This is a genomic window from Pseudomonas sp. D1-36 (assembly GCF_051132205.1).
Taxonomy (GTDB): Bacteria; Pseudomonadota; Gammaproteobacteria; order Pseudomonadales; family Pseudomonadaceae; genus Aquipseudomonas.
Window position 1 is genome coordinate 4,701,118 of sequence record NZ_CP071674.1, and the last position, 20,575, is coordinate 4,721,692.

Consider the following 20,575-nt stretch of genomic DNA (forward strand, 5'->3'; position numbering starts at 1 on the left):
TTATGTTTGTGCGCCACTTCATTATTTTCAGTTTCATCGCCCTGCTCGCCGGTTGCGCGGGCTTCGGCGCCCGAGAATCCGTCCAGGGCCATGGCGACCCGGCCCAGTGGCGCGAGCATAAAGAACAGCTCAGCGGCCTCGACGGCTGGCAGATCGACGGCAAGATCGGCATTCGTGCGCCCAAGGACTCTGGCAGCGGTACCTTGTTCTGGTTGCAGCGCCAGGATTACTACGACATTCGACTTTCGGGCCCCCTGGGGCGCGGTGCGGCGCGGCTGACCGGCCGGCCGGGGCAGGTTTCGCTGGAAGTCGCCAACCAGGGACGCTACGAGGCTCCGAGCCCCGAAGCACTGCTGGAAGAACAGCTGGGCTGGAAACTGCCGGTTTCCCACCTCACCTGGTGGGTTCGCGGCCTCCCGGCACCGGACAGCAAGAGCCGTCTGACCCTGGACGCCGACAGCCGCCTGTCGAACCTGGAGCAGGATGACTGGCAGATCGAATACCTGAGCTATGCCGAGCAGAACGGCTACTGGTTGCCGGAGCGCATCAAGCTGCACGGCAGCAACCTGGACGTCACGCTGGTCATCAAGCAATGGCAGCCGCGCAAGCTGGGGCAATGACATGACCGCTGCACGCCTGACGCTGCCCTCCCCGGCCAAGCTCAACCTGATGCTGCACATCCTCGGTCGTCGCCCGGATGGCTATCACGAGCTGCAAACGATTTTCCAGTTCCTGGATTATGGCGACGAGATCACTTTTGCCGTGCGCGATGACGGCGTGATCCGTTTGCACACCGAATTCAACGGTGTTCCCCACGACAGCAACCTGATCGTCAAGGCGGCGAAGAAGCTTCAGGAGCAATCCGGCTGTTCGCTGGGCATCGACATCTGGATCGAAAAAATCCTGCCCATGGGTGGAGGGATCGGTGGCGGCAGTTCGAATGCGGCCACGACGCTGCTAGGCCTCAATCATCTCTGGCAGTTGGGCTGGGACCTGGATCGCCTCGCGGCGCTGGGCCTTTCGCTGGGTGCCGACGTACCGGTTTTCGTGCGTGGCCACGCGGCTTTCGCCGAGGGCGTCGGGGAAAAACTCACACCGGTAGAGCCCGAGGAACCTTGGTACTTGGTGCTGGTGCCGCAAGTCTCTGTAAGTACAGCAGAAATTTTTTCAGATCCACTGTTGACACGTAACTCTCCTCCCATTAAAGTGCGCCCCGTTCCCAAGGGAAACAGTCGAAATGACTGCTTACCGGTGGTAGCAAGGCGTTATCCAGATGTTCGTAACGCATTGAATTTGTTAGGTAAATTTACCGAAGCAAAACTCACCGGAACTGGAAGTTGTGTGTTTGGGGGCTTCCCAAGCAAAGCTGAAGCTGATAAAGTCTCGGCCCTTCTTACAGAGACCCTTACAGGGTTTGTAGCAAAAGGAAGCAACGTTTCGATGTTGCATCGCAAGCTGCAAAGTCTGCTCTAAAAGGAATCGAGTGCTGGGCACTCGCAGCAACAGATACAGGGGCGTCGCCAAGCGGTAAGGCAGCAGGTTTTGATCCTGCCATGCGTTGGTTCGAATCCAGCCGCCCCTGCCATTTTCCTATACTCATCCAGGTATACCCTCAGCCTTCAGGTACTGCGCGTGTCCAAGATGATGGTCTTTACGGGGAACGCTAACCCCGATCTGGCTCGGCGTGTCGTACGTCAGCTGCATATCCCTCTCGGTGACATCTCTGTCGGTAAGTTCTCCGACGGCGAAATCACTGCCGAGATCAATGAAAACGTTCGCGGTAAAGACGTCTTCATTATTCAGCCGACTTGCGCTCCGACCAACGATAACCTGATGGAACTCGTCGTGATGGCTGATGCCTTCCGCCGTTCCTCGGCTACTCGTATTACTGCTGTTATTCCTTACTTTGGTTATGCCCGCCAGGATCGCCGTCCGCGTTCCGCACGCGTGGCCATCAGCGCGAAAGTCGTTGCCGATATGCTGACCGTGGTCGGCATCGATCGTGTACTGACGGTCGATCTGCATGCTGACCAGATCCAGGGCTTCTTCGATATTCCCGTGGACAACATCTACGGCTCCCCCGTCCTGGTGGATGACATCGAGGATCAGCGCTTCGAAAACCTCATGATCGTGTCCCCGGACATTGGCGGCGTCGTGCGTGCACGGGCCGTAGCCAAATCCTTGGGCGTTGATCTGGGTATCATCGACAAACGCCGCGAGAAGGCCAATCACTCCGAAGTGATGCACATCATCGGCGATGTCGAGGGGCGCACCTGTATCCTGGTCGACGACATGGTCGATACCGCCGGCACCCTGTGCCACGCGGCCAAGGCCTTGAAGGAGCATGGCGCTGCCAAGGTCTTCGCCTACTGCACGCACCCTGTGCTGTCGGGTCGGGCGATCGAAAACATTGAAAATTCCGTGCTGGACGAGCTGGTGGTGACAAACACCATTCCGCTGTCCGCTGCAGCACAAGCCTGTGCGCGTATCCGTCAGTTGGATATCGCACCGGTGGTTGCCGAGGCGGTTCGCCGCATCAGCAATGAAGAATCGATCAGTGCGATGTTCCGCTAAGGGCCCTGCCCTTTCCCGGATATCTCGTTGACGAAAAGCGCCCCGCCCCAACACTCATGTTGGGGCGGGGCTTTTTTGCCCATACCGCTTTGGCGTCGGTCGCAGACGTCATTCGGATATGGCTATTTTGGAGAAACAACATGACCGATTTCATTCTGAACGCCCAAGCGCGTACCGACCTGGGGAAAGGTGCGAGCCGCCGCCTGCGTCGTCTCGCCAGCCAGGTTCCTGCCGTTGTATACGGTGGTGACAAGGCCCCTGAATCCATCACCATGCTGGCCAAAGAAGTGGCCAAGCTGTTCGAAGACGAGGCTGCTTTCAGCCACGTGATCGAACTGAACGTTGATGGCAAGAAGCAAAACGTCATTGTTAAAGCGATGCAGCGTCACCCGGCCAAGCAGTTCATCATGCACGCTGACTTCATCCGCGTCGTGGCTGGCCAGAAACTGACCGCTACCGTTCCAGTGCACTTCATCAACGAAGCTGCTCCGATCAAGAAAGGCGGCGAAATCTCGCACGTGACTTCCGAGCTGGAAGTTTCCTGCCTGCCGAAGGACCTGCCTGAATTCATCGAAGTCGACCTGGCTGACGCCGAGATTGGCACGATCGTTCACCTGTCCGACCTCAAGGCTCCTAAAGGCGTTGAGTTTGTTGCCCTGGCACACGGTGATGACAAGGCTGTTGCCAACGTCCACGCTCCACGTGTTGCTCCAGAAGCGACTGAAGAAGGCGCAGCAGAGTAATTACACTCTGTCGCCGGAGTGACCGGAAACATCGCGGACTGGAACGTAGCGAGACAACGGGCAAGAACGCGAAGTTTACTTAACGGTAGATCCGCAATTTTCCTTCGTTGTCGCCACACCGTCTGACCGCGACATGTTAACCACCACTCCAGGAAGGGCCCCTATCGTGACTGCCATCAAACTGATCGTTGGCCTGGGTAATCCAGGCGCCGAATACGAACAGACCCGGCATAACGCAGGGGCCCTTTTTGTTGAGCGCATCGCGCACGCCCAAGGCGTCAGCCTGGCCGCCGATCGCAAATATTTTGGCCTGACCGGGCGTTTTTCACACCAGGGTCAGGATGTTCGCCTGTTGATTCCCACCACCTATATGAACCGCAGCGGCCAGGCCGTGGCGGCGTTGGCCGGTTTCTTTCGCATCAAGCCTGAAGAAATCCTGGTGGCCCACGACGAACTCGACCTGCCTCCGGGCGTTGCCAAGCTCAAGCAGGGCGGCGGCCATGGCGGTCACAACGGGTTGCGCGACATCATTGCGCAACTGGGCAATCAAAATACCTTTCACCGCCTGCGGCTCGGCATCGGCCACCCGGGCGTTGCCAGTATGGTTTCAAATTTTGTCCTGGGTCGCGCGCCTCGCGCCGAACAGGAAAAACTCGATGCCAGCATCGACTTTGCCCTCGGCGTGCTGCCGGATATCCTCGCCGGTGAATGGAACCGCGCGATGAAAAACCTGCACAGCCAGAAGGCCTGACACTTATCCGAGGGGAAACACCATGGGATTCAATTGCGGCATCGTCGGCCTGCCTAACGTCGGCAAGTCCACCCTGTTCAACGCCCTGACCAAATCCGGTATCGCGGCCGAGAACTTCCCCTTCTGCACCATCGAGCCGAACAGCGGCATCGTGCCGATGCCCGATCCGCGCCTGGACGCACTGGCGGCCATCGTCAATCCCAAGCGCATCCTGCCGACCACCATGGAGTTCGTCGACATCGCAGGCCTGGTGGCCGGTGCTTCGAAGGGTGAAGGCCTGGGCAACAAGTTCCTGGCCAACATCCGCGAAACCGATGCCATCGCCCACGTGGTGCGCTGCTTCGAAGACGAGAACGTGATCCACGTTTCCAACAGCGTCGACCCGAAACGCGACATCGAGATCATCGACCTGGAACTGATCTTCGCCGACCTCGACAGTTGCGAGAAACAACTGCAGAAGGTTGCCCGCAACGCCAAGGGTGGCGACAAGGATGCAGTCGTCCAGAAAGGCCTGTTGGAGCGATTGATCGCTCACTTCACCGAGGGCAAGCCCGCGCGTAGCCTGATGAAGGACATGAGCACCGACGAGAAGCTGGTGATCAAGGGCTTCCACCTGCTGACCACCAAGCCGGTCATGTATATCGCCAACGTCGCCGAAGACGGTTTCGAGAACAACCCGCATCTGGACGTGGTCCGTGCCATCGCCGAGGAAGAAGGTGCCATGGTCGTTCCGGTCTGCAACAAGATCGAAGCGGAAATCGCCGAACTGGACGATGGCGAAGAGAAGGACATGTTCCTCGAGGCCCTGGGCCTGGAAGAGCCTGGCCTGAACCGGGTGATCCGCGCTGGCTACGAAATGCTCAACCTGCAGACCTACTTCACCGCCGGTGTCGAAGAAGTCCGCGCCTGGACCGTTCGCGTGGGCGCCACCGCCCCGCAAGCCGCTGGCGTCATCCATACCGACTTCGAAAAGGGCTTCATCCGCGCCGAAGTCATCGCCTACGCCGACTTCATCCAGTACAAGGGCGAAGCTGGCGCGAAGGAAGCCGGTAAGTGGCGCCTGGAAGGCAAGGAATACATCGTCAAGGACGGCGACGTGATGCACTTCCGCTTCAACGTCTGAAATGAAAAAAACACCGCGTGGCAGTGACTGTCACGCGGTGTTTTTTTATGGGCGTCAACTTAACAAATGCCATTGATCGACGTCTGGCGCCACCCCGATCAGGCCTAGTTGGGCGTCGGGAGCCGCTGTGGGAGCAAAGACCATGTTGTCTTCCCCGAGGCTTTCCCGCCAGTCCCCGGCCAGCGCAACCTGGAACGAATGGCCTTGCGCGTCCGCTTGCGCATCCTTCAGGTAAGTGCGGTCCAATGCCTCGTTGTAGACCAACTTCAGCGTAGTGCCCGTACCCTCTCCGAAGCCGGTATAGCCCAGTGCCGACACATCGATTTTGTCGTCAACCGTAAAGCCTTCGATAAGGTCGGCAAAGCTCTGGTTGTCGGTACGGTAGCTGTCCTCGATGGAGAGATAGCGGAACACGTCGGCGTTTTCCCGATTGTCCGTCCACAACGAAATGTCGGCTCTGTCCCCACCGTTGAGACGGTCGGCGCCCGCGCCGCCGATGATGACATCCGCTCCGGCGCCGCCGTTGATACGGTCATTGCCGTCCAGGCCATGGATGATTTCCGACAAGGCAGAACCGGTAATCGTATCGTTGGTAGATTCCCCTTCAAGCGTGGGCGCCGTGAACACAAGATTCGTGTAGTTCAGTTGCCCGACCAGATTGCCATCCAAGGTCAGTTCAAAACGTTGCCCGGTAGCATCGGCGTCGAAGCTCTTGAGGTAGGTGCGGGTGCCGTCCGCGCTGGCCTGGATGGCCAAGGTACCGTCATGGCCATCGCCAATACCGGTGAAGCCCAAGCCGATCAGGTCAATGCGGTCCTCGGAGACATCGAAGTCCTGGATTCGGTCGCTGCTGTTCAGCGTGGCGGTGCGGAAGCTGTCGCCCAGTTCGGTAAAACGGAAGATGTCCGAGCCTGAGCCACCTTGCAACACATCACGCCCGCCGTCGCCGTGGAGCACATCATCGCCCGCCAGGCCGTGGATGATTTCGGCGGCATCGGTGCCCCGCAAGATTTCCTCGCCGGCGTACCCCTCCATATGGAGCTTGCCGTCCTGGCTGCCAAAGCTTGAGTCCAGGCTACCGTCGGCGTTCAAGCGGATGACATTGAAATCTCCGTTGTTCGTGCCGGCAGCCACGATCCTGCCATCGGCTTGCACCGTCAAAGCCGCCGGCGTGTCGGCCTCGAAGGTCACCGAGCCATTGCTGCCGAAACTACTGTCGAATGACCCGTCAGCGTTGAGCCGCGCCACGGTAGCCAGGCGATCGCCCTCGCCATGCCCCATCACGATGATCTTTCCGTCAGCCTGCACGGTGACCACCGAGTCTTCCCCAAACCCCATGGCAGCGCTCAAATGCAGGACGCCGTCGTCACCGAAACGGGTATCCAACTGGCCGTCGGCGTTGAAACGCTGCAAGGCGAACGTCGGATCGCCCATGCCGGCGGCATTGTAGGCAGCCCCGACCACGACACTTCCATCTGCCAACACCGCAGTGGAGATCCCTCCGTTGAAAAACGGGTCTTCGTAAATGTCGACGGTGAGCACGCCGTTGTGACCAAAGCCGTCGAACAAGCTGCCGTCATTGCCAGCCTTGGTCACGGTAGCCTGATCAAACCCGCGGGCACTGACCTGAAAGGTGCCGTCCATATTGGCCGTCAGGTCGATATCCTTGAAATCATGGTTGATGTCGACCGTCATGACACCGTTCTGACCAAAGCCGACATCACGCGTCCCGTCACTGTTGTAGCGCTCCACTTGTATGCCGGTGTTCAGCGCCACAGCGACGAGCACCTTGCCATCGGCCTGCACCGCCGTCAGCTCATAGCGGGACGCTGGGGCTGTCGTGGTCGGTATCGTATCGACGCCACCTTCATGAAAGCGGGTGTCCAGGCTGCCATCCGCATTCAGGCGGATAACGGAATGGTTCTGCTCGTAGCCGTAGCTTTCCTCACCTGGCGCCCCGGGGTAGCCCCATGCCAGGTACTCGGTATAGCCGCCAATCAGTATCTTGCCGTCCGGCTGGATAATGATGCTCTGGGCATCATCTAGCTGGCCGGTGAGGTCGACCTGGACAGTGCCGGGGCCGGTTCTTACGGTATGGGAATTCAGGTTCGGGTTATCGACGGTTGCCATGGTTTAGTCCCTTAAAAGAAATGCCAGTTTCGTCACCTGGTAGAGCGACAACGCTTTGCACGCTGCCTCGGTCATAACCATGACCGGTGGCTTCTTGTTGGAGCCAATTGACTGGAACAGGCTCTTTGCGTCGGAAACACCAAAGAGCGGCAAGTTCATTCATGGCTCAGGGACAACGATAAACGGTACATCGACCCCATCCGGGGTCGAGAGCAAAAATGCCTGATGGATTGACCGAGGCTCTGTACGAAAGGTATCCGCACTGGCCCATACTGCGTTGAAACGGGGCTCGGAATGTTCGATTCAGGCCCTTTTGGTCCTTGGCAGGAAAATCGCCAACACGCCGAACAACGGCAGGAACGAGCACAGCCAATACACGTATTCGATACCCCGGATGTCCGCCAGATGCCCCAGCAGCGCGGCGCCGATCCCACCGAAGCCGAACATCAACCCGAAGAACACGCCGGCGATCATCCCAACGTTGCCCGGCACCAGCTCCTGGGCATACACCACGATGGCGGAGAAAGCCGAAGCCAAGATGAAGCCGATCACTACGCTGAGGATGCTGGTCCACAGCAGGTCCACGTGAGGCAAGATCAGCGTAAATGGCGCCACACCCAGAATCGAGAACCAGATCACCGCCTTGCGTCCGATCTTGTCGCCGATCGGGCCGCCAAAGAAGGTCCCCGCCGCCACTGCGCCAAGGAACAGGAACAGGTGCAGTTGGGAAGATGCCACCGACAGGTCGAACTTTTCGATCAGGTAGAAGGTGAAATAGCTGGTGAAACTGGCCATGTAGAAATACTTCGAGAACACCAACAGGCCAAGCACCACCAACGCACTCAGGACCCGCCCCTTGGATAAGCCATGCGTCGCCGCCTGGCCTTGCTTGAGCTTGAACAGGTTCAGGTGATTGGCGTACCAACGGCTGATGCGGTACAGCACGAACAAGGCAAACAGCGCGAACAAGCCGAACCAGGCCACATTGCCTTGACCGTAGGGAATGATGATCGCTGCGGCCAGCAGCGGGCCGAATGCGGAGCCGGCGTTTCCGCCCACCTGGAAAGTCGATTGCGCCAGGCCGTAACGACCGCCGGAAGCCAGTCGCGCCACTCGCGATGCCTCGGGGTGAAAAGTCGACGAGCCGATACCGATCAAGGCCGCCGCCAGCAGGATCATGGCAAAGCTGCCGACCATGGACATCATCACGATGCCGATCAGCGTGCACACCGTTCCGGCCGGCAACAGCCAGGGCTTCGGGTGCCGATCGGTGTGATAGCCGACCCAAGGCTGCAACAAAGATGCGGTCAACTGGAACGTAAGGGTGATCAAGCCGACCTGGGTAAACGTCAGGCCATAGCTGTCCTTGAGCATCGGATAGATGGACGGCAGCACAGCCTGGATCAGATCGTTGATCAGATGAGCCAACGCCACCGCACCAATGATGCGCATGACCAAAGGACTGCTTTGGGGCGTGGCGCCAATGGGCGTCGCGTCAGCCGGGGTATTGCTGATAGCCATGGGAAGTTTCCAGACGGCAGGTGGGAGCACACGGGCAAGGTTCGCCAATGTGCCATTTTTCAGTGCGACAAGGCTATCCCATAAGCTTGCTATCGACCGATAAAAAATAGTCGGCAAACAAGGTGATAGCGCAACGCCATGGTCTGAATCTTGCCTTGTAAAAGTCTTACGACGCGGCCCCTTACAAAGGGGACCGAGAATGGGAAGTTTCGCTACAGAGCAGGCCTACAGAGCCGGCCTGGACAAGCTTTCGAGGCCTTTTGAAAGAGCACCCGTTTCGGCACTTGTGTAAAAACGCACAAAAAAAGTGCAAGGGTGTTCAGGGGAGTATGGGCATGCAGGCTTTTCTATCACCGGGCATCCGGTTGCTGGGGCATTTTGGTTTCGCCCGTAAATTCCAGTTGTTGTTCCTTTTGTTCATCCTGCCGCTCATGGGCAGCCTGTGGCTCATCGGCCAGGACTACCGGGACAAACTCAACCTGATTTCCGGAGAGCGCGCCGGCGTACGCCAGTTGCTCGCCCTGGATAACCTGGACAACCTGCTCGCCGCCCAGCGTAATCGCGCGGCGCGCTGGCGGGCCACGGAGACCAATCGACAACCCACCCCTGCGACGATCGCCGCCATGGCCGCGTTCGATGCGGTGCAACCGGAGCTCAACCAGGTCGCCAACGATCTTGGCGCGACCTTGCAGGCCGAGGGCGTCGAAGCCGACACCCTCGCCCGCTACCAGGCCTTGCAGACCAGCCTCAACGGCCTGGATTCCAAGAGCCTGGGCGCCGTGGGTTGGTGGCCGGATGGCTATGATCGTTTCACCGCTGCCCTCAGCGCATTGCAAGCGTTGCGCGAACAGATGGTCATGGACAATCGCCTGACGCTCGCCTCCTGGCTGGAAACCTACCTGCTCACCCAGATTTCGACCCAGCAGACACCCGAGCTGATCGAACGTGTCGGCCGCCTGGCCAGCGTTGGCCAGGCCTCGGTGGTGTCAGGCCAATTCACTTTGCAGAGCCGCCTGCAACTGCGTGACTTGCGCAGCCGCATCGGCGACGCCCGGGATCAGTTGGTCAAGACCGGTGCGTTGCTGGAAACACGCTTGCCCAGCGAATTGCAATCCTGGGCCGGACAGTTCCAGGGCAGCCTCAAGCACTTGGACGCCGGCTTGAAAGTCTTGGATGACGGCGTGTTCGGTGGCTCCATCAATCTCAAGCCGGAAGCGTTCGAGAAACACATGGACGCCCTTCTTCGGGACCTGGCGACCCTGCGACAACAATCGCTGGTCGCACTGGACACGCGGCTGGACCATTACCACGGCTCGGCGATCCGCCAGTTCACATTGGTGGCCACGGTGCTTGGCTGCCTATTGCTGGCGGCGCTGTACCTGTTCGTCTGCTTGCAAGCCTCTATCCGCCGCAGCGCCAGTGGCATAACCCTACTGGCCGAAGCCCTGCGTGACGGAAACCTGAGCCTCCAGGTACCCGTGCAAGGACGCGACGAGCTGGCAGCTATCAGCACCGCGCTCAACGTCGCGGTGGTGCAGTTGCGCACCAGCCTGCTGGGCGTGGATCACGAAACGCTGCAACTGAGCGACGCCGTGCGCACCCTCAATACACACTCCAGCGGTGCCTTGGGCGAAGTCGAGGCTCAGCAGATGCAAATCAGCCAGATCGCCGCCGCCGCGACGCAGCTGGCCGCAACTTCCCAAGGCGTTGCGAAAAGTTGCGAACAGGCGTCAGACAGCGCCCAACAGACCCGCCGCATCGCCGCCGACAGCAGCCGCGACAGCCAGCGCACCACGGCGAGCATTCAGCAGCTCAACCAGCGGCTCAACGAAACCGCCGCCGCCTTGGGCCGGGTCAGCGAGCAGGGCCAACAGATCCAACTGGTGGTCGATACCATTCGCGGCGTGGCCGAGCAGACCAATCTCCTGGCGCTCAACGCCGCCATCGAAGCCGCCCGCGCCGGTGAACAAGGCCGGGGCTTTGCCGTGGTGGCCGATGAAGTGCGCAGCCTGTCGCAACGTACCCAGTCCTCCACCCAACAGATCGCCGGCACCGTCGACAGCCTGCGCGCCACGGTCAACGAAGCCGTCAGCCTGATGGAAGCGGCCTGCGGCCAGGCCCAGACCGATGCGCAAGCCGTGACCGGCCTTGGCGAGCGTCTGGGGGAAATTGCCAGCGCCGTACAGAGCGTCACCGATACCCTGGCGCAAATCGCCACCGCGGTGGATGAGCAGGCCAGCACAGCCGACGAGGTCAGCGGCAATATCCAGCAGGTCGATCAAGCGGCCATGCGCCTGCTGGAAGGCGCCCGCGCGGTGAACGTGGCGGCGGACACCTTGAGCCAAGGCAGCCAGGCCTTGAGCGCGAACACAGGGAGATTTCAGCTCAGTTGACGCACATTGGCGACGAGGATGGTTAAGCGGTTGAAAGTGCAGAGAAATATTTTGGATTTACGCTTGACACATCTTCGTTACCAGCGAATAATGCGCGCCACTTGGCTACATAGCTCAGTTGGTTAGAGCATAGCATTCATAATGCTGGGGTCCGGGGTTCAAGTCCCTGTGTAGCCACCAAGTCCTGTTCAAAGATGTTCCTGAATGTCTTTGAACAACAAGAAGCCCGCCTAGTGCGGGCTTTCTTGTTTCTGGATATATCTCCCTGAATGCCCCCGCAAGATTCAGCTATTCCCACGGGGCGTAGTGATTTATGTGGCTTCCTGGAAGTCTATCTCCGGTGGCTGGCGACGAAAACCTCCCGTCAGCACCGCCAGATACACCACGCCAATCGCCAGCCAGCTCAGGCCAAGGTAGATCGCCAAGTGATCGAGGCTGACCATCAGCCATACATCAGCCGCCAGACCAACGAACGGGAACAGCAGGAACAGCACGAATTCACGCGGCCCTTTCTTCTGCGCGCCGATCCAGTAGTGAAAAATCACCGACAGGTTCACCAGGCTGAATGCCAGGAACGCGCCGAAATTGATGAACGAGGTTGAGGTGGTGACGTCCAGTTTCAGCGCCAGCAACGCGACCACAGCGCACAAGAGAATGCTGTTGACCGGCGTACCGAAGCGTTCATGCAAGGCGCCAAAGAACGATTTCGGCAGTACGCCATCTCGGCCCATGGCGAACAACAGCCGGGAGCCGCTGGCCTGAGCCGACAGCCCCGACGCGAATTGGCCAACGATCAGGCCGATCAGGAAGATCGATACGAACAGGTCGCCACCGATATTGCGGGCAATTTCATAGGCCGCCGCGTCGACACTGTCGAACTGGGACGACGGATGGGCGATCTGCACGAAGTACGACACGCTGACGAAGATCAATCCGCCGACCAGGGTAATCAGCATGATCGCTCGTGGAATGGTACGGCGCGGATCGCGGGTTTCTTCGGTCAGGGTACTGACCGCGTCGAACCCCAGGAATGAATAACAGGCGATGGCTGCGCCGCTCATGATCAATGGCATCTGCATGTCACCGTTAAAAAAGGGCTCGACCGACCATAACGGTGTGCTCGCATCCCCGCCGACATAATGAACGCACAACGCAACGAAGGCGATCAGCACCAGGAATTGCACCAGCATCAATAGCGCGTTGATGCCGTTGGCCAGTTTCAGACCGACGATGTTGATCGCACTTGTGATGCCAATGAAGACCAGCACCCAGAGCCACTGCGGCACGGTCGGGAATGCGGAATGAAGGTAGGCCGCGCCGATCAGCCAGATGGCCATGGGCAAGAAAAGGTAATCGAGCAATACCGCCCAACCGGCGATGAAACCGAGTTTCGGGCTGATCGCCTTGCGGACATAGCTGTAGGCCGAACCGGCGACAGGGAACGCCGCGGCCATTCGGCCGTAGCTCATCGCGGTGAAGAACATCGCCACCAGTGCTGCCAGGTAAGCGGCGGGGACCATGCCGGAGGTGGATTGAGCGAGAATACCGAAAGTGCCAAGGACAATGATCGGTGTCATATAGGCGATGCCGAACAGCACCACCGACCCCAATGACAGGGTGCGTTGCAAATGAGCCATGAGTGACTACTCCGAATTATTAGATTTATGGCAGAGCCGAGTTCGGCGCAATTTCGGGTGTTAGGTTCTTGTTCTGTTTTTTTTCAACGCAAACGTGTTGCTTGTCAGGGCCTCTTCGCGGGCAAGCCCTGACGACACAGATTCAGGATCAACGCGAAGGAATCAACAGCTCTCGCAGTCCATAGGGATGCTCAACAATCTCTCCCGGCATCTTCAGCCGCTGATCATCGAGGTAGCGATAATCACGCCGCGCCGCCGTCAGTTGGTTCAGGTCCAATTCCACCGCAAACTGCCCTTCTTCGCGCCCGGCCTCGAACAACAGCGTGCCCAGCGGGTCCACCAACGCACTGCCGCCTGCGAACACCAACCCGCCATCCCCTTCTTCCACCCGATTGACCATCAGCGCATACGCTTGGTTTTCCTGGGCGCGAGCCATGATCGCGGTGCGGTGAGTCGGCCCGTAGGGGTCCATGTTGCCGTTGGTGACGATCAGCAGTTCGGCCCCCAGTTGCGCCAGGGCTCGGGCGGTTTCCGGGAACTCGATGTCGTAGCAGATCAGCAGACCGACGCGCACACCGTTCCACTCACACGTGGCGTAACGGTCGCCGGCCTCGAACACACCGCGGTCCGACGCCCAGAGGTGGGTCTTGCGATACTTCAGCGCGATGCCCTGCGGGGTGATCAGCAGCGTGGTGTTGTAGAAGCGGCCACGGTCGTTTTCGGCCACGCCTATGACCACGGCAATGTTGTGCTCCCGGGCCGCAGCAAGCACCGCGCTGACAGTCGGGCCATCCAATGGCTCAGCGGTTTCTGCCACTGTCTCAAGCGATGGGAAGCCCATCAGGTGCGTTTCGGGAAATACGATCAACTGCGTATCGGCCGCACAGGCGGCAATCGCCTGAAGGGCGCGTTCGAGGTTATAGGCCGTGTCGTTATCACGGCCCGCCAACTGGGCGAGTTCGACTTTCATGGGTATTCCTTGTTCTAACCAGGCGGGCTGAAAGATTGCCCGGTCGGTGTCTGTGCGCCAGTATGCGCAGCAGGCCCACGGCGGGAAATCACGCCGCTGGGGTAACCCGATAGGGGTAGAGGCATGACACTTTCGTTAGACGACATTGCGTGGCACCGCTCGGTTGGGCAACTGATCGACGCCTTGGACAAGCCTAATTTCTGGACGCAGCTGGTCCGTTTGCTCGATCAATACGTACCTTTCGACAGCTGGGTGGCACTGCTTTTCAGCGCCGACCAGCGCCCGCAGGTATTCGCAGAGTGCCCGGGTGCGGACGGCAGTCCGGATCAATTGTTCCAGGATTATCTGCGCGGCCTGTATCTGCTCGATCCGTTCTACATCGCCTGTCGCGAGCAGTCGCGCACCGGGCTGTATCGCCTGTCGGAAGTCGCACCGGAACATTTCGAGTTGACCGAGTACTACCAGCGTTACTTCCGCCTGAATGTGGTGTCCGATGAGGTCCAATTCAATTGCCAGCTCGAAGGCGACCGCACGCTTTGCCTGTCGCTGGGCAGCAAGCAGCGGTTCAGTGGCGAGCAGACTGCCTTGCTGTCACTCATCCAGCCCTGGGTGCTCGGCCTGTTGCGCCAGCGCCTGCCTTACGAAATCAACGAAGTGGTGGCCCTTGCACCAGCACCGCCGCAAGCCGATTGGCGCGTGCAGCTGGAAGCGTCAGTCCAGCAGCTCAAAGGCGCGCAATTGACCGCACGGGAGCTGGATGTCGGGCGCTTGATGCTCAGCGGTTGCTCCAGCAAGGAAATCGCCCGCAAGCTGGAAATTTCCGCCGAAACCGTAAAAGTCCATAAAAAACATATGTACAGCAAACTGGGGATCAAGTCCCAGTCCGAGCTGTTTTCTATTTTTCTCCAGGCGCAGAACGCCTGACGTCTTGTGGGGGCGAAGCCGAATCGCCGCCCCCCGTCGATTTGCGCCCCACGCCTCGTATCGCTACAGTCGATCTCAATATCCTTGGCCCATGGACGGAGCGACACGTGCTTTCAGATCTCAAATCGAATCTTCATCGCCTGTCAGCCGTTTCGCTGCTGGCTGTCGCCTTGGCACTCGTCGCCTGCAAGGCTCCGCCCTCCTCCACGTCCGCTTCTGCCTTGCCCACGGCTCCGGAAATCGCTTCCGGCTACCGCACCGACCTACAGACACATCATGCCGACAAACACATGGCCGCCGCGGCAAACCCGCTTGCCGCGCAAGCCGGCCGGGAAATGCTCCGGCGCGGCGGGTCGGCCATCGACGCGGCAATTGCCATGCAGGCAGTGCTGACGTTGGTGGAGCCGCAGTCTTCCGGCATCGGCGGAGGTGCGTTCATTGTGCTATGGGACGGCAAGGCGGTGCGTACCTACGACGGCCGCGAAACGGCGCCGGCCGGTGCTACCGAAAAACTCTTCATCCAGGCCGACGGCAAACCGATGCCGTTTACCGCCGCGCAGATCGGCGGCCGCTCCGTGGGTACACCGGGCGTGTTGCGTGCCCTGGAGCTGGCCCATCGCAAACATGGCCGCCTGAAGTGGGCGACACTGTTCGAGCCGGCGATTGTATTGGCGGAACAGGGGTTCAGGATTTCGCCTCGACTTCACTCGATGATTGCCGCCGATGCCTCTTTACCCGGCTCCCCCGACATGGCCGCCTATTTCCTGAATGCCGACGGCAGCCCCAAGGCAGTGGGCACCCTGCTTAAAAATCCGGCACTGGCGGGCGTCCTCAAGCGTATTGCCAACGAAGGCCCCAATGCTTTGTACGAAGGGCCCGTTGCTGAAGAAATTGTCGCCAAGGTCCAAAGCCACGCCAATCCGGGCAGTCTGTCGTTGAGCGACCTCAAAGGTTACGCCGCCCGCGAGCGCGCGCCGTTGTGCACCGACTACAAACGCTGGCAAGTCTGTGGCATGGCGCCGCCCTCCTCCGGCGGGATTGCCGTGGCGCAGATCCTCGGAACATTGGAGAACCTGGAACAGCGCGACGGCCTAACCGCCCTCGCGGCATTGAAACCGATCAAATCCACGAAACCCGCTGGTATCGAGCCTTTGCCCGAAGCCGTGCACATGATTTCCGAGGCTGAGCGCCTGGCCTACGCTGACCGCGCCCTCTACGTTGCCGATCAGGATTTTGTCCCCGTGCCGGTCAAAGGCTTGGTCGACCCCACGTATCTGGCGAGCCGCGCAAGCCTCATCGGCCCTCGCAGCATGGGCGTTGCCAAGCCGGGAACACCACCGGGCATCCAGATGGCCTTCGCGCCGGATCGCTCGCCCCTGCGAATTTCCACCTCGCAAGTAGTGGCCGTGGATGACCAGGGCGGCGCCGTGTCGATGACGACCACGGTGGAGTCAGCGTTTGGTTCGCACTTGATGGTGCAGGGATTCATGCTCAACAACCAGATGACTGACTTTTCCTTCATTCCCGAAGAGAACGGGCGCAAAGTCGCCAACCGCGTCGAGCCCGGCAAACGCCCGCGATCATCCATGGCTCCGACCCTGATCTTTGATCGCCAGAGCGGCGAATGGCTGGCCGCGGTTGGTTCCCCAGGTGGATCACAGATCATTGAATACGTCGCCAAGTCCGTCATCGGCCTGCTGGATTGGGACCTGGACCCGCAAGCCGCCATCAATCTTCCCAACTTCGGCAGCCGCAATGGCCACACCGAACTGGAACAGGGGCAATTCAGCCCGGGGTCGGTCCAGGCGTTGAAAGACAAAGGCCACACAGTGGGCGAAATCGACATGACCAGCGGCACCCAGGCGATCATCCGGGTGCGTGATGGCCAAGGGAAATCCTCGCTGGCTGGCGGGGCGGATCCAAGGCGCGAAGGTCAAGCGCTGGGCGACTGATCGGATTCGCTTCGCGGCTGGTAAACCAGCAGGTCGGCCGGCTGACAGTGCAGATAGTCACAGATGGCTTCCAGGGTCGCCAAACGTATGCCCTTGACCTTTCCCTGCTTCAACAGGGAAAGGTTGGCCTCGGTGATGCCAATGGCGGCGGCAAGATCCTTGGACTTGACCTTGCGCATCGCCAGCATCACATCAAGTTGAATCACGATAGGCATGGGTATCTCAAACGAAAGTTCGGTTTTCTGAATCGACTTCAGCGGCTTGGGACAATATCCGGGCAATGATCGCAATGCACGCCGCCAGAAACAAAGCGACGAAGGACGGCGCGGTGATGCTCAAGCTCAGCAATCGCTGGCCAACGGGCGCATTGATGGTGAGCAGCAGGCTCAACAAAGGTTCGCATAGGAAATCCAGCAGCACCCACAATGCCACCGCGCGGCCGGCCTTGCCCAGTGCAATGGCGGCTTCGCCGGAGAAATACTGCCCCTGCGCATAGCGCTTGAAGAGCTGTCGCAGATTGACCAGCCCGACTGTCAGCGCCAGCAGAGGGATACTCGATAAGAAGATCGCGCCGAGGCTCTGCCAACCAGTCAACAAGGTCGCCTCCCCTGACAGGCTGGACAACTGACGCTGAGTCAACGCAAAGCCCAGGCCGTACTGCGACTCGATATTAGGAAACACCCAGACCAGGGCATTGATGGCCATCATGGCCGCAATGAATATCAGCGTGATGGCAGCCATGCGTTGACTATAAACAGCTAGGCGATTCGAACCCATGTGAGGCTCCAACAGAACGAAAGGAGCCCAGAACATAGCCTTAAAATTATCGATATACGATAATTAATTTGTAAAAAACAACAATAAACCGCCCTTATGTTGATAACTGATTGGCAAACTGGCTCACCGCGTCCACGACTTTCTTCGCGCCGTCCTGGATCTCGACGATTACCGTTCCCGCCTCGGCCGCCAAGGCCAGGCCCTGTTCAGCCTGGTGTTGGCCGTCGGTCATCAGCGCCACGGCATTGCGAGCCATGTCCTGGTTCTGGCGAACGACGCCGACGATCTCATCGGTTGCCTGGCTGGTACGCGACGCCAGTTGCCGGACCTCATCGGCCACCACCGCAAATCCGCGCCCTTGTTCACCGGCCCGGGCAGCCTCGATTGCGGCGTTGAGCGCCAGCAGGTTGGTCTGTTCGGCGATGCCGCTGATGGTCTTGACGATGGTTCCGATGACCAGCGACTGTTCGTTCAGTGCCTCGATACCCTGGCCAGCGGTCTGCATATGCCGGGCCAGGTCGCGCATCACGTCCACGGCCTGGGTCACGACGGTGGTGCCGCGCTGGGCGCTGTTATCGGTTTGCAGGGAAGTGCTGTAGGCGATGTTGGCGGCCGCGGCAACGGCTTTTTCCTGCTTGACCTGGTCGGTGATGTTGGTGGCGAACTTGACGATCTTGTACAGGCGATCGTTGGCATCGACCACCGGATTATAGGAAGCTTCCAGCCACACCTCGCGACCGCTGCTGTCGATACGCTTGAAGCGCCCGGCAACGAACTCGCCGCTGTTCAAACGCTTCCAGAACTGCTGGTAGGTCGCGCTGTTGTATTGCTCAGGCTCGCAAAACGTACGGTGATGCTTGCCCTTGATCTGCGCGAGGCTGTAACCCATCGCATTGAGGAAACGGTCATTGGCCGTCAGTACATGGCCACCCAGGTCGAACTCGATTACCGCCGTCGAATGCACCAGGGCACTTATCAGGTTCTCATGCTCGCGGGAGTTTTCGATGGTGCGAGTGAGGTCGTTGGAGTACATCGAAAAAGAACGAATTCGCCCCTCGGCATTGCGTATGGGCTGGAGGATCGAGCGCAGCCAGGCCTCTTTGCCGTCGCCCCGCATCAGGCGCACGGCGCCGGAAAAATGCTCGCCACGGGTCAGCGCGGTCTTGAAGCGCGCCTGGAATTCATTGGACTTCAGGTAAGCCGGTACCAGTTCCTCGACAGAACGGCCAATCAGGTCTTGGCTCTTGTAACGCATGTCATCGAGAAAGTTCTGGTTGACCGACTGTATCCTCCCCTCAGCATCGAGGGTCAAACCGAGCATTTCGCGATCAAGGCTCTCTTTTATCTGCATGAGACTGGAGAGTTCTTGGCGAAGAGCGAGCAGCTCCTGCTTCAAGCGATTGTTGAACATGGCAAGCTCCGGCAGGCAGGAGAATTACTGCTGTTCCTTGCCATCGGCCCAAGGATTTTTTTCTGAAGAGCGCCGGTGTTCGGTCTGAAAAAAATCACGTCGTACTCCGAACGCCGGTCCGTCTCCCACGGTCATTGGAATGTTCCAATATTGGCGCCCGACCGCCGATGCTTCGTCGCTCCAGATACCGATAATCATAAAAACCCGAGGTGATTGCCGTGACCACTGACATTGAAGACAGCCGTTCCGCCCGCTTCGCGCTGCGCTGTTCCAGTTTTGCCGAGCGCTGGTTCCCCGACTCCTGGGTCTTTGCCGCGCTGGCGGTGCTGGTGGTCGCGCTGGCGACGCAGCTCATTGGCGCCACGCCCACTGCCGCAGCCATGGCTTTCGGCGATGGGTTCTGGAGCCTGATTCCCTTCACCATGCAAATGGCGTTCGTGGTGATTGGCGGTTATGTAGTGGCCAGCTCGCCTCCAGCCGTCAAGCTGATCGACCGCCTGGCGCGCATTCCCAGCAATGGCCGCTCCGCGGTGGCGTGGGTGGCCGTGATCTCCATGGTCGCATCGCTGCTCAACTGGGGGCTGTCGCTGGTGTTCGGCGGCCTGCTGGTGCGTGCCCTCGCCCGGCGCGCGGACTTGAAGATGGATTATCGCGCCGCTGGCGCTGCCGCTTACCTGGGCCTGGGCGCGGTGTGGGCGCTGGGGTTGTCTTCTTCGGCCGCGCAATTGCAAGCCAACCCGGCCAGCCTGCCGCCATCGATCCTGTCGATTACCGGCGTCATCCCTTTTACCCAGACGATTTTCCTCTGGCAGTCCGGTGTGATGCTGCTGGCGCTGATCGTGATCTCGGTGATCATCGCGTATGCCACCGCGCCGGGCCCCAACAGCGCCCGTGACGCCGCCGCCTGCGGGATCGACCCCAGTTTCAGCATGCCGGCGCTGCAACCGCGCACCCGCCCCGGGGAATGGCTGGAGCACAGCCCGCTGTTGACCATTGCATTGGTGCTGCTCGCCGCTGGTTGGCTGTTCCATGAGTTTTCGACCAAGCCGGCCATCAGCGCCATTTCCGGGCTCAACACCTATAACTTTCTGTTCATTATGTTGGGCGCCTTGCTCCACTGGCGGCCACGCAGTTTTCTCGATGCCGTGGCCCGCGCCGTGCCAACCACCACCGGCGTGCTGATTCAGTTCCCGTTGTACGGATCGATTGCCGCACTGTTGACCACCGTCAAGGGCAGCGATGCGCAGACGCTGGCACACCATATCTCGACCTTTTTCGTACAGATCGCTTCCCATGACACCTACGCCCTGTTGATGGGCGTCTACTCGGCGGTGCTGGGCTTTTTCATTCCTTCCGGCGGCGGTAAGTGGATCATCGAAGCGCCCTATGTCATGCAGGTGGCCAACGACCTGAACTACCACTTGGGCTGGGCCGTGCAGATCTATAACGCCGCCGAAGCACTGCCGAACCTGATCAACCCGTTCTACATGCTGCCGTTGCTGGGCGTTCTGGGGTTGAAAGCGCGGGACTTGATCGGATTCTCTTTCGTGCAGTTGCTGGTTCACACGCCGCTGGTATTGGTGCTGCTGTGGGCCCTGGGGACCACGCTGACCTATTTGCCGCCAGTAATGCCATAAAGCCATAAAAAAGGGCCGATTTTCCATCGGCC

Annotated in this window: 18 protein-coding genes, 2 tRNA genes and 1 pseudogene; 12 read left to right on the forward strand and 9 right to left on the reverse strand. The window is 59.6% G+C overall.

Going from position 1 to position 20,575, the window contains the following annotated elements; genetic code table 11:
* Window positions 1–2: 2 nt before the first annotated feature.
* The 7 genes from lolB to ychF all read left to right on the forward strand — a co-directional run bounded on the left by lolB (window position 3) and on the right by ychF (window position 5,191).
* On the forward strand, window positions 3–620 hold the full coding sequence (gene lolB / locus J3P76_RS21020; protein WP_420764066.1) for a lipoprotein insertase outer membrane protein LolB: 618 nt from the start codon (window positions 3–5) through the stop codon (window positions 618–620).
* A gap of 1 nt (window position 621) precedes the next feature.
* Window positions 622–1,473: a 4-(cytidine 5'-diphospho)-2-C-methyl-D-erythritol kinase gene (gene ispE, locus J3P76_RS21025; protein ID WP_434562330.1), complete on the forward strand. Its 852-nt coding sequence runs from the start codon at window positions 622–624 to the stop codon at window positions 1,471–1,473.
* A 37-nt stretch (window positions 1,474–1,510) separates the two neighbouring features.
* Window positions 1,511–1,585: transfer RNA gene (locus J3P76_RS21030), tRNA-Gln, on the forward strand.
* A gap of 47 nt (window positions 1,586–1,632) precedes the next feature.
* Entirely contained in the window at window positions 1,633–2,574 is a 942-nt protein-coding gene (locus J3P76_RS21035; protein WP_003171603.1) for a ribose-phosphate pyrophosphokinase, read from the forward strand.
* Between the two features lie 140 nt (window positions 2,575–2,714).
* Entirely contained in the window at window positions 2,715–3,317 is a 603-nt protein-coding gene (locus tag J3P76_RS21040) for a 50S ribosomal protein L25/general stress protein Ctc (protein ID WP_420764064.1), read from the forward strand.
* 166 nt (window positions 3,318–3,483) lie between these two features.
* A complete protein-coding gene (gene pth / locus J3P76_RS21045; RefSeq protein ID WP_003185374.1) occupies window positions 3,484–4,068 on the forward strand; it encodes an aminoacyl-tRNA hydrolase in 585 nt (194 codons plus the stop codon).
* Window positions 4,069–4,090: 22 nt separating this feature from the next.
* Window positions 4,091–5,191: a redox-regulated ATPase YchF gene (gene ychF / locus J3P76_RS21050; RefSeq protein WP_420764062.1), complete on the forward strand. Its 1,101-nt coding sequence runs from the start codon at window positions 4,091–4,093 to the stop codon at window positions 5,189–5,191.
* 54 nt (window positions 5,192–5,245) lie between these two features.
* Here ychF and J3P76_RS21055 read toward each other — a convergent pair whose 3' ends face one another.
* From J3P76_RS21055 to J3P76_RS21065, 3 genes are all read right to left on the reverse strand, one after another.
* A complete protein-coding gene (locus tag J3P76_RS21055; protein WP_434701203.1) occupies window positions 5,246–7,321 on the reverse strand; it encodes a calcium-binding protein in 2,076 nt (691 codons plus the stop codon).
* A 3-nt stretch (window positions 7,322–7,324) separates the two neighbouring features.
* Window positions 7,325–7,480, reverse strand: coding sequence for a hypothetical protein (locus J3P76_RS21060; RefSeq protein WP_420764060.1), 156 nt, complete (start codon window positions 7,478–7,480; stop codon window positions 7,325–7,327).
* A gap of 144 nt (window positions 7,481–7,624) precedes the next feature.
* A complete protein-coding gene (locus tag J3P76_RS21065; protein ID WP_434562324.1) occupies window positions 7,625–8,842 on the reverse strand; it encodes an MFS transporter in 1,218 nt (405 codons plus the stop codon).
* A 335-nt stretch (window positions 8,843–9,177) separates the two neighbouring features.
* Between J3P76_RS21065 and J3P76_RS21070 the strand changes: the two genes are divergently transcribed.
* Both J3P76_RS21070 and J3P76_RS21075 read left to right on the forward strand, forming a co-directional pair.
* Window positions 9,178–11,235 (forward strand): methyl-accepting chemotaxis protein, encoded by a 2,058-nt coding sequence (locus tag J3P76_RS21070; RefSeq protein WP_434609569.1) that lies wholly within the window; start codon window positions 9,178–9,180, stop codon window positions 11,233–11,235.
* Between the two features lie 103 nt (window positions 11,236–11,338).
* A tRNA-Met gene (locus J3P76_RS21075) sits at window positions 11,339–11,415 on the forward strand.
* 131 nt (window positions 11,416–11,546) lie between these two features.
* Here J3P76_RS21075 and J3P76_RS21080 read toward each other — a convergent pair.
* Both J3P76_RS21080 and J3P76_RS21085 read right to left on the reverse strand, forming a co-directional pair.
* The gene (locus tag J3P76_RS21080; protein WP_434701204.1) at window positions 11,547–12,872 is read right to left on the reverse strand and encodes an APC family permease; all 1,326 of its coding nucleotides are present in this window, start codon (window positions 12,870–12,872) and stop codon (window positions 11,547–11,549) included.
* A gap of 148 nt (window positions 12,873–13,020) precedes the next feature.
* A complete protein-coding gene (locus J3P76_RS21085) occupies window positions 13,021–13,842 on the reverse strand; it encodes a carbon-nitrogen hydrolase family protein (RefSeq protein WP_434562318.1) in 822 nt (273 codons plus the stop codon).
* Between the two features lie 123 nt (window positions 13,843–13,965).
* On the opposite strand from J3P76_RS21085, the gene J3P76_RS21090 reads away from it, so the two are divergent.
* Window positions 13,966–14,766: a helix-turn-helix transcriptional regulator gene (locus tag J3P76_RS21090; RefSeq protein ID WP_420764055.1), complete on the forward strand. Its 801-nt coding sequence runs from the start codon at window positions 13,966–13,968 to the stop codon at window positions 14,764–14,766.
* 107 nt (window positions 14,767–14,873) lie between these two features.
* Window positions 14,874–16,718: a gamma-glutamyltransferase gene (gene ggt, locus J3P76_RS21095; RefSeq protein ID WP_434701205.1), complete on the forward strand. Its 1,845-nt coding sequence runs from the start codon at window positions 14,874–14,876 to the stop codon at window positions 16,716–16,718.
* Here the strand turns inward: ggt and J3P76_RS21100 are convergent.
* The 4 genes and pseudogenes from J3P76_RS21100 to J3P76_RS21115 form a co-directional block, all read right to left on the reverse strand.
* Complete coding sequence (locus tag J3P76_RS21100; RefSeq protein ID WP_434562314.1) at window positions 16,700–16,933, reverse strand: helix-turn-helix domain-containing protein; 234 nt, start codon at window positions 16,931–16,933, stop codon at window positions 16,700–16,702. The two genes, ggt and J3P76_RS21100, sit on opposite strands and share 19 nt — an antisense overlap.
* 7 nt (window positions 16,934–16,940) lie before the next feature.
* On the reverse strand, window positions 16,941–17,459 hold the full coding sequence (locus J3P76_RS21105) for a DUF2975 domain-containing protein (RefSeq protein WP_434701206.1): 519 nt from the start codon (window positions 17,457–17,459) through the stop codon (window positions 16,941–16,943).
* Between the two features lie 130 nt (window positions 17,460–17,589).
* Window positions 17,590–18,021 (reverse strand): methyl-accepting chemotaxis protein, encoded by a 432-nt coding sequence (locus tag J3P76_RS21110; RefSeq protein ID WP_434635653.1) that lies wholly within the window; start codon window positions 18,019–18,021, stop codon window positions 17,590–17,592.
* 108 nt (window positions 18,022–18,129) lie between these two features.
* A pseudogene (locus J3P76_RS21115) lies at window positions 18,130–18,906 on the reverse strand (PAS domain-containing protein); the annotation flags it as partial.
* Between the two features lie 218 nt (window positions 18,907–19,124).
* Here J3P76_RS21115 and J3P76_RS21120 point away from each other — a divergent pair.
* Window positions 19,125–20,543 (forward strand): short-chain fatty acid transporter, encoded by a 1,419-nt coding sequence (locus J3P76_RS21120; protein WP_420764051.1) that lies wholly within the window; start codon window positions 19,125–19,127, stop codon window positions 20,541–20,543.
* The last annotated feature ends 32 nt before the right edge of the window (window positions 20,544–20,575 follow it).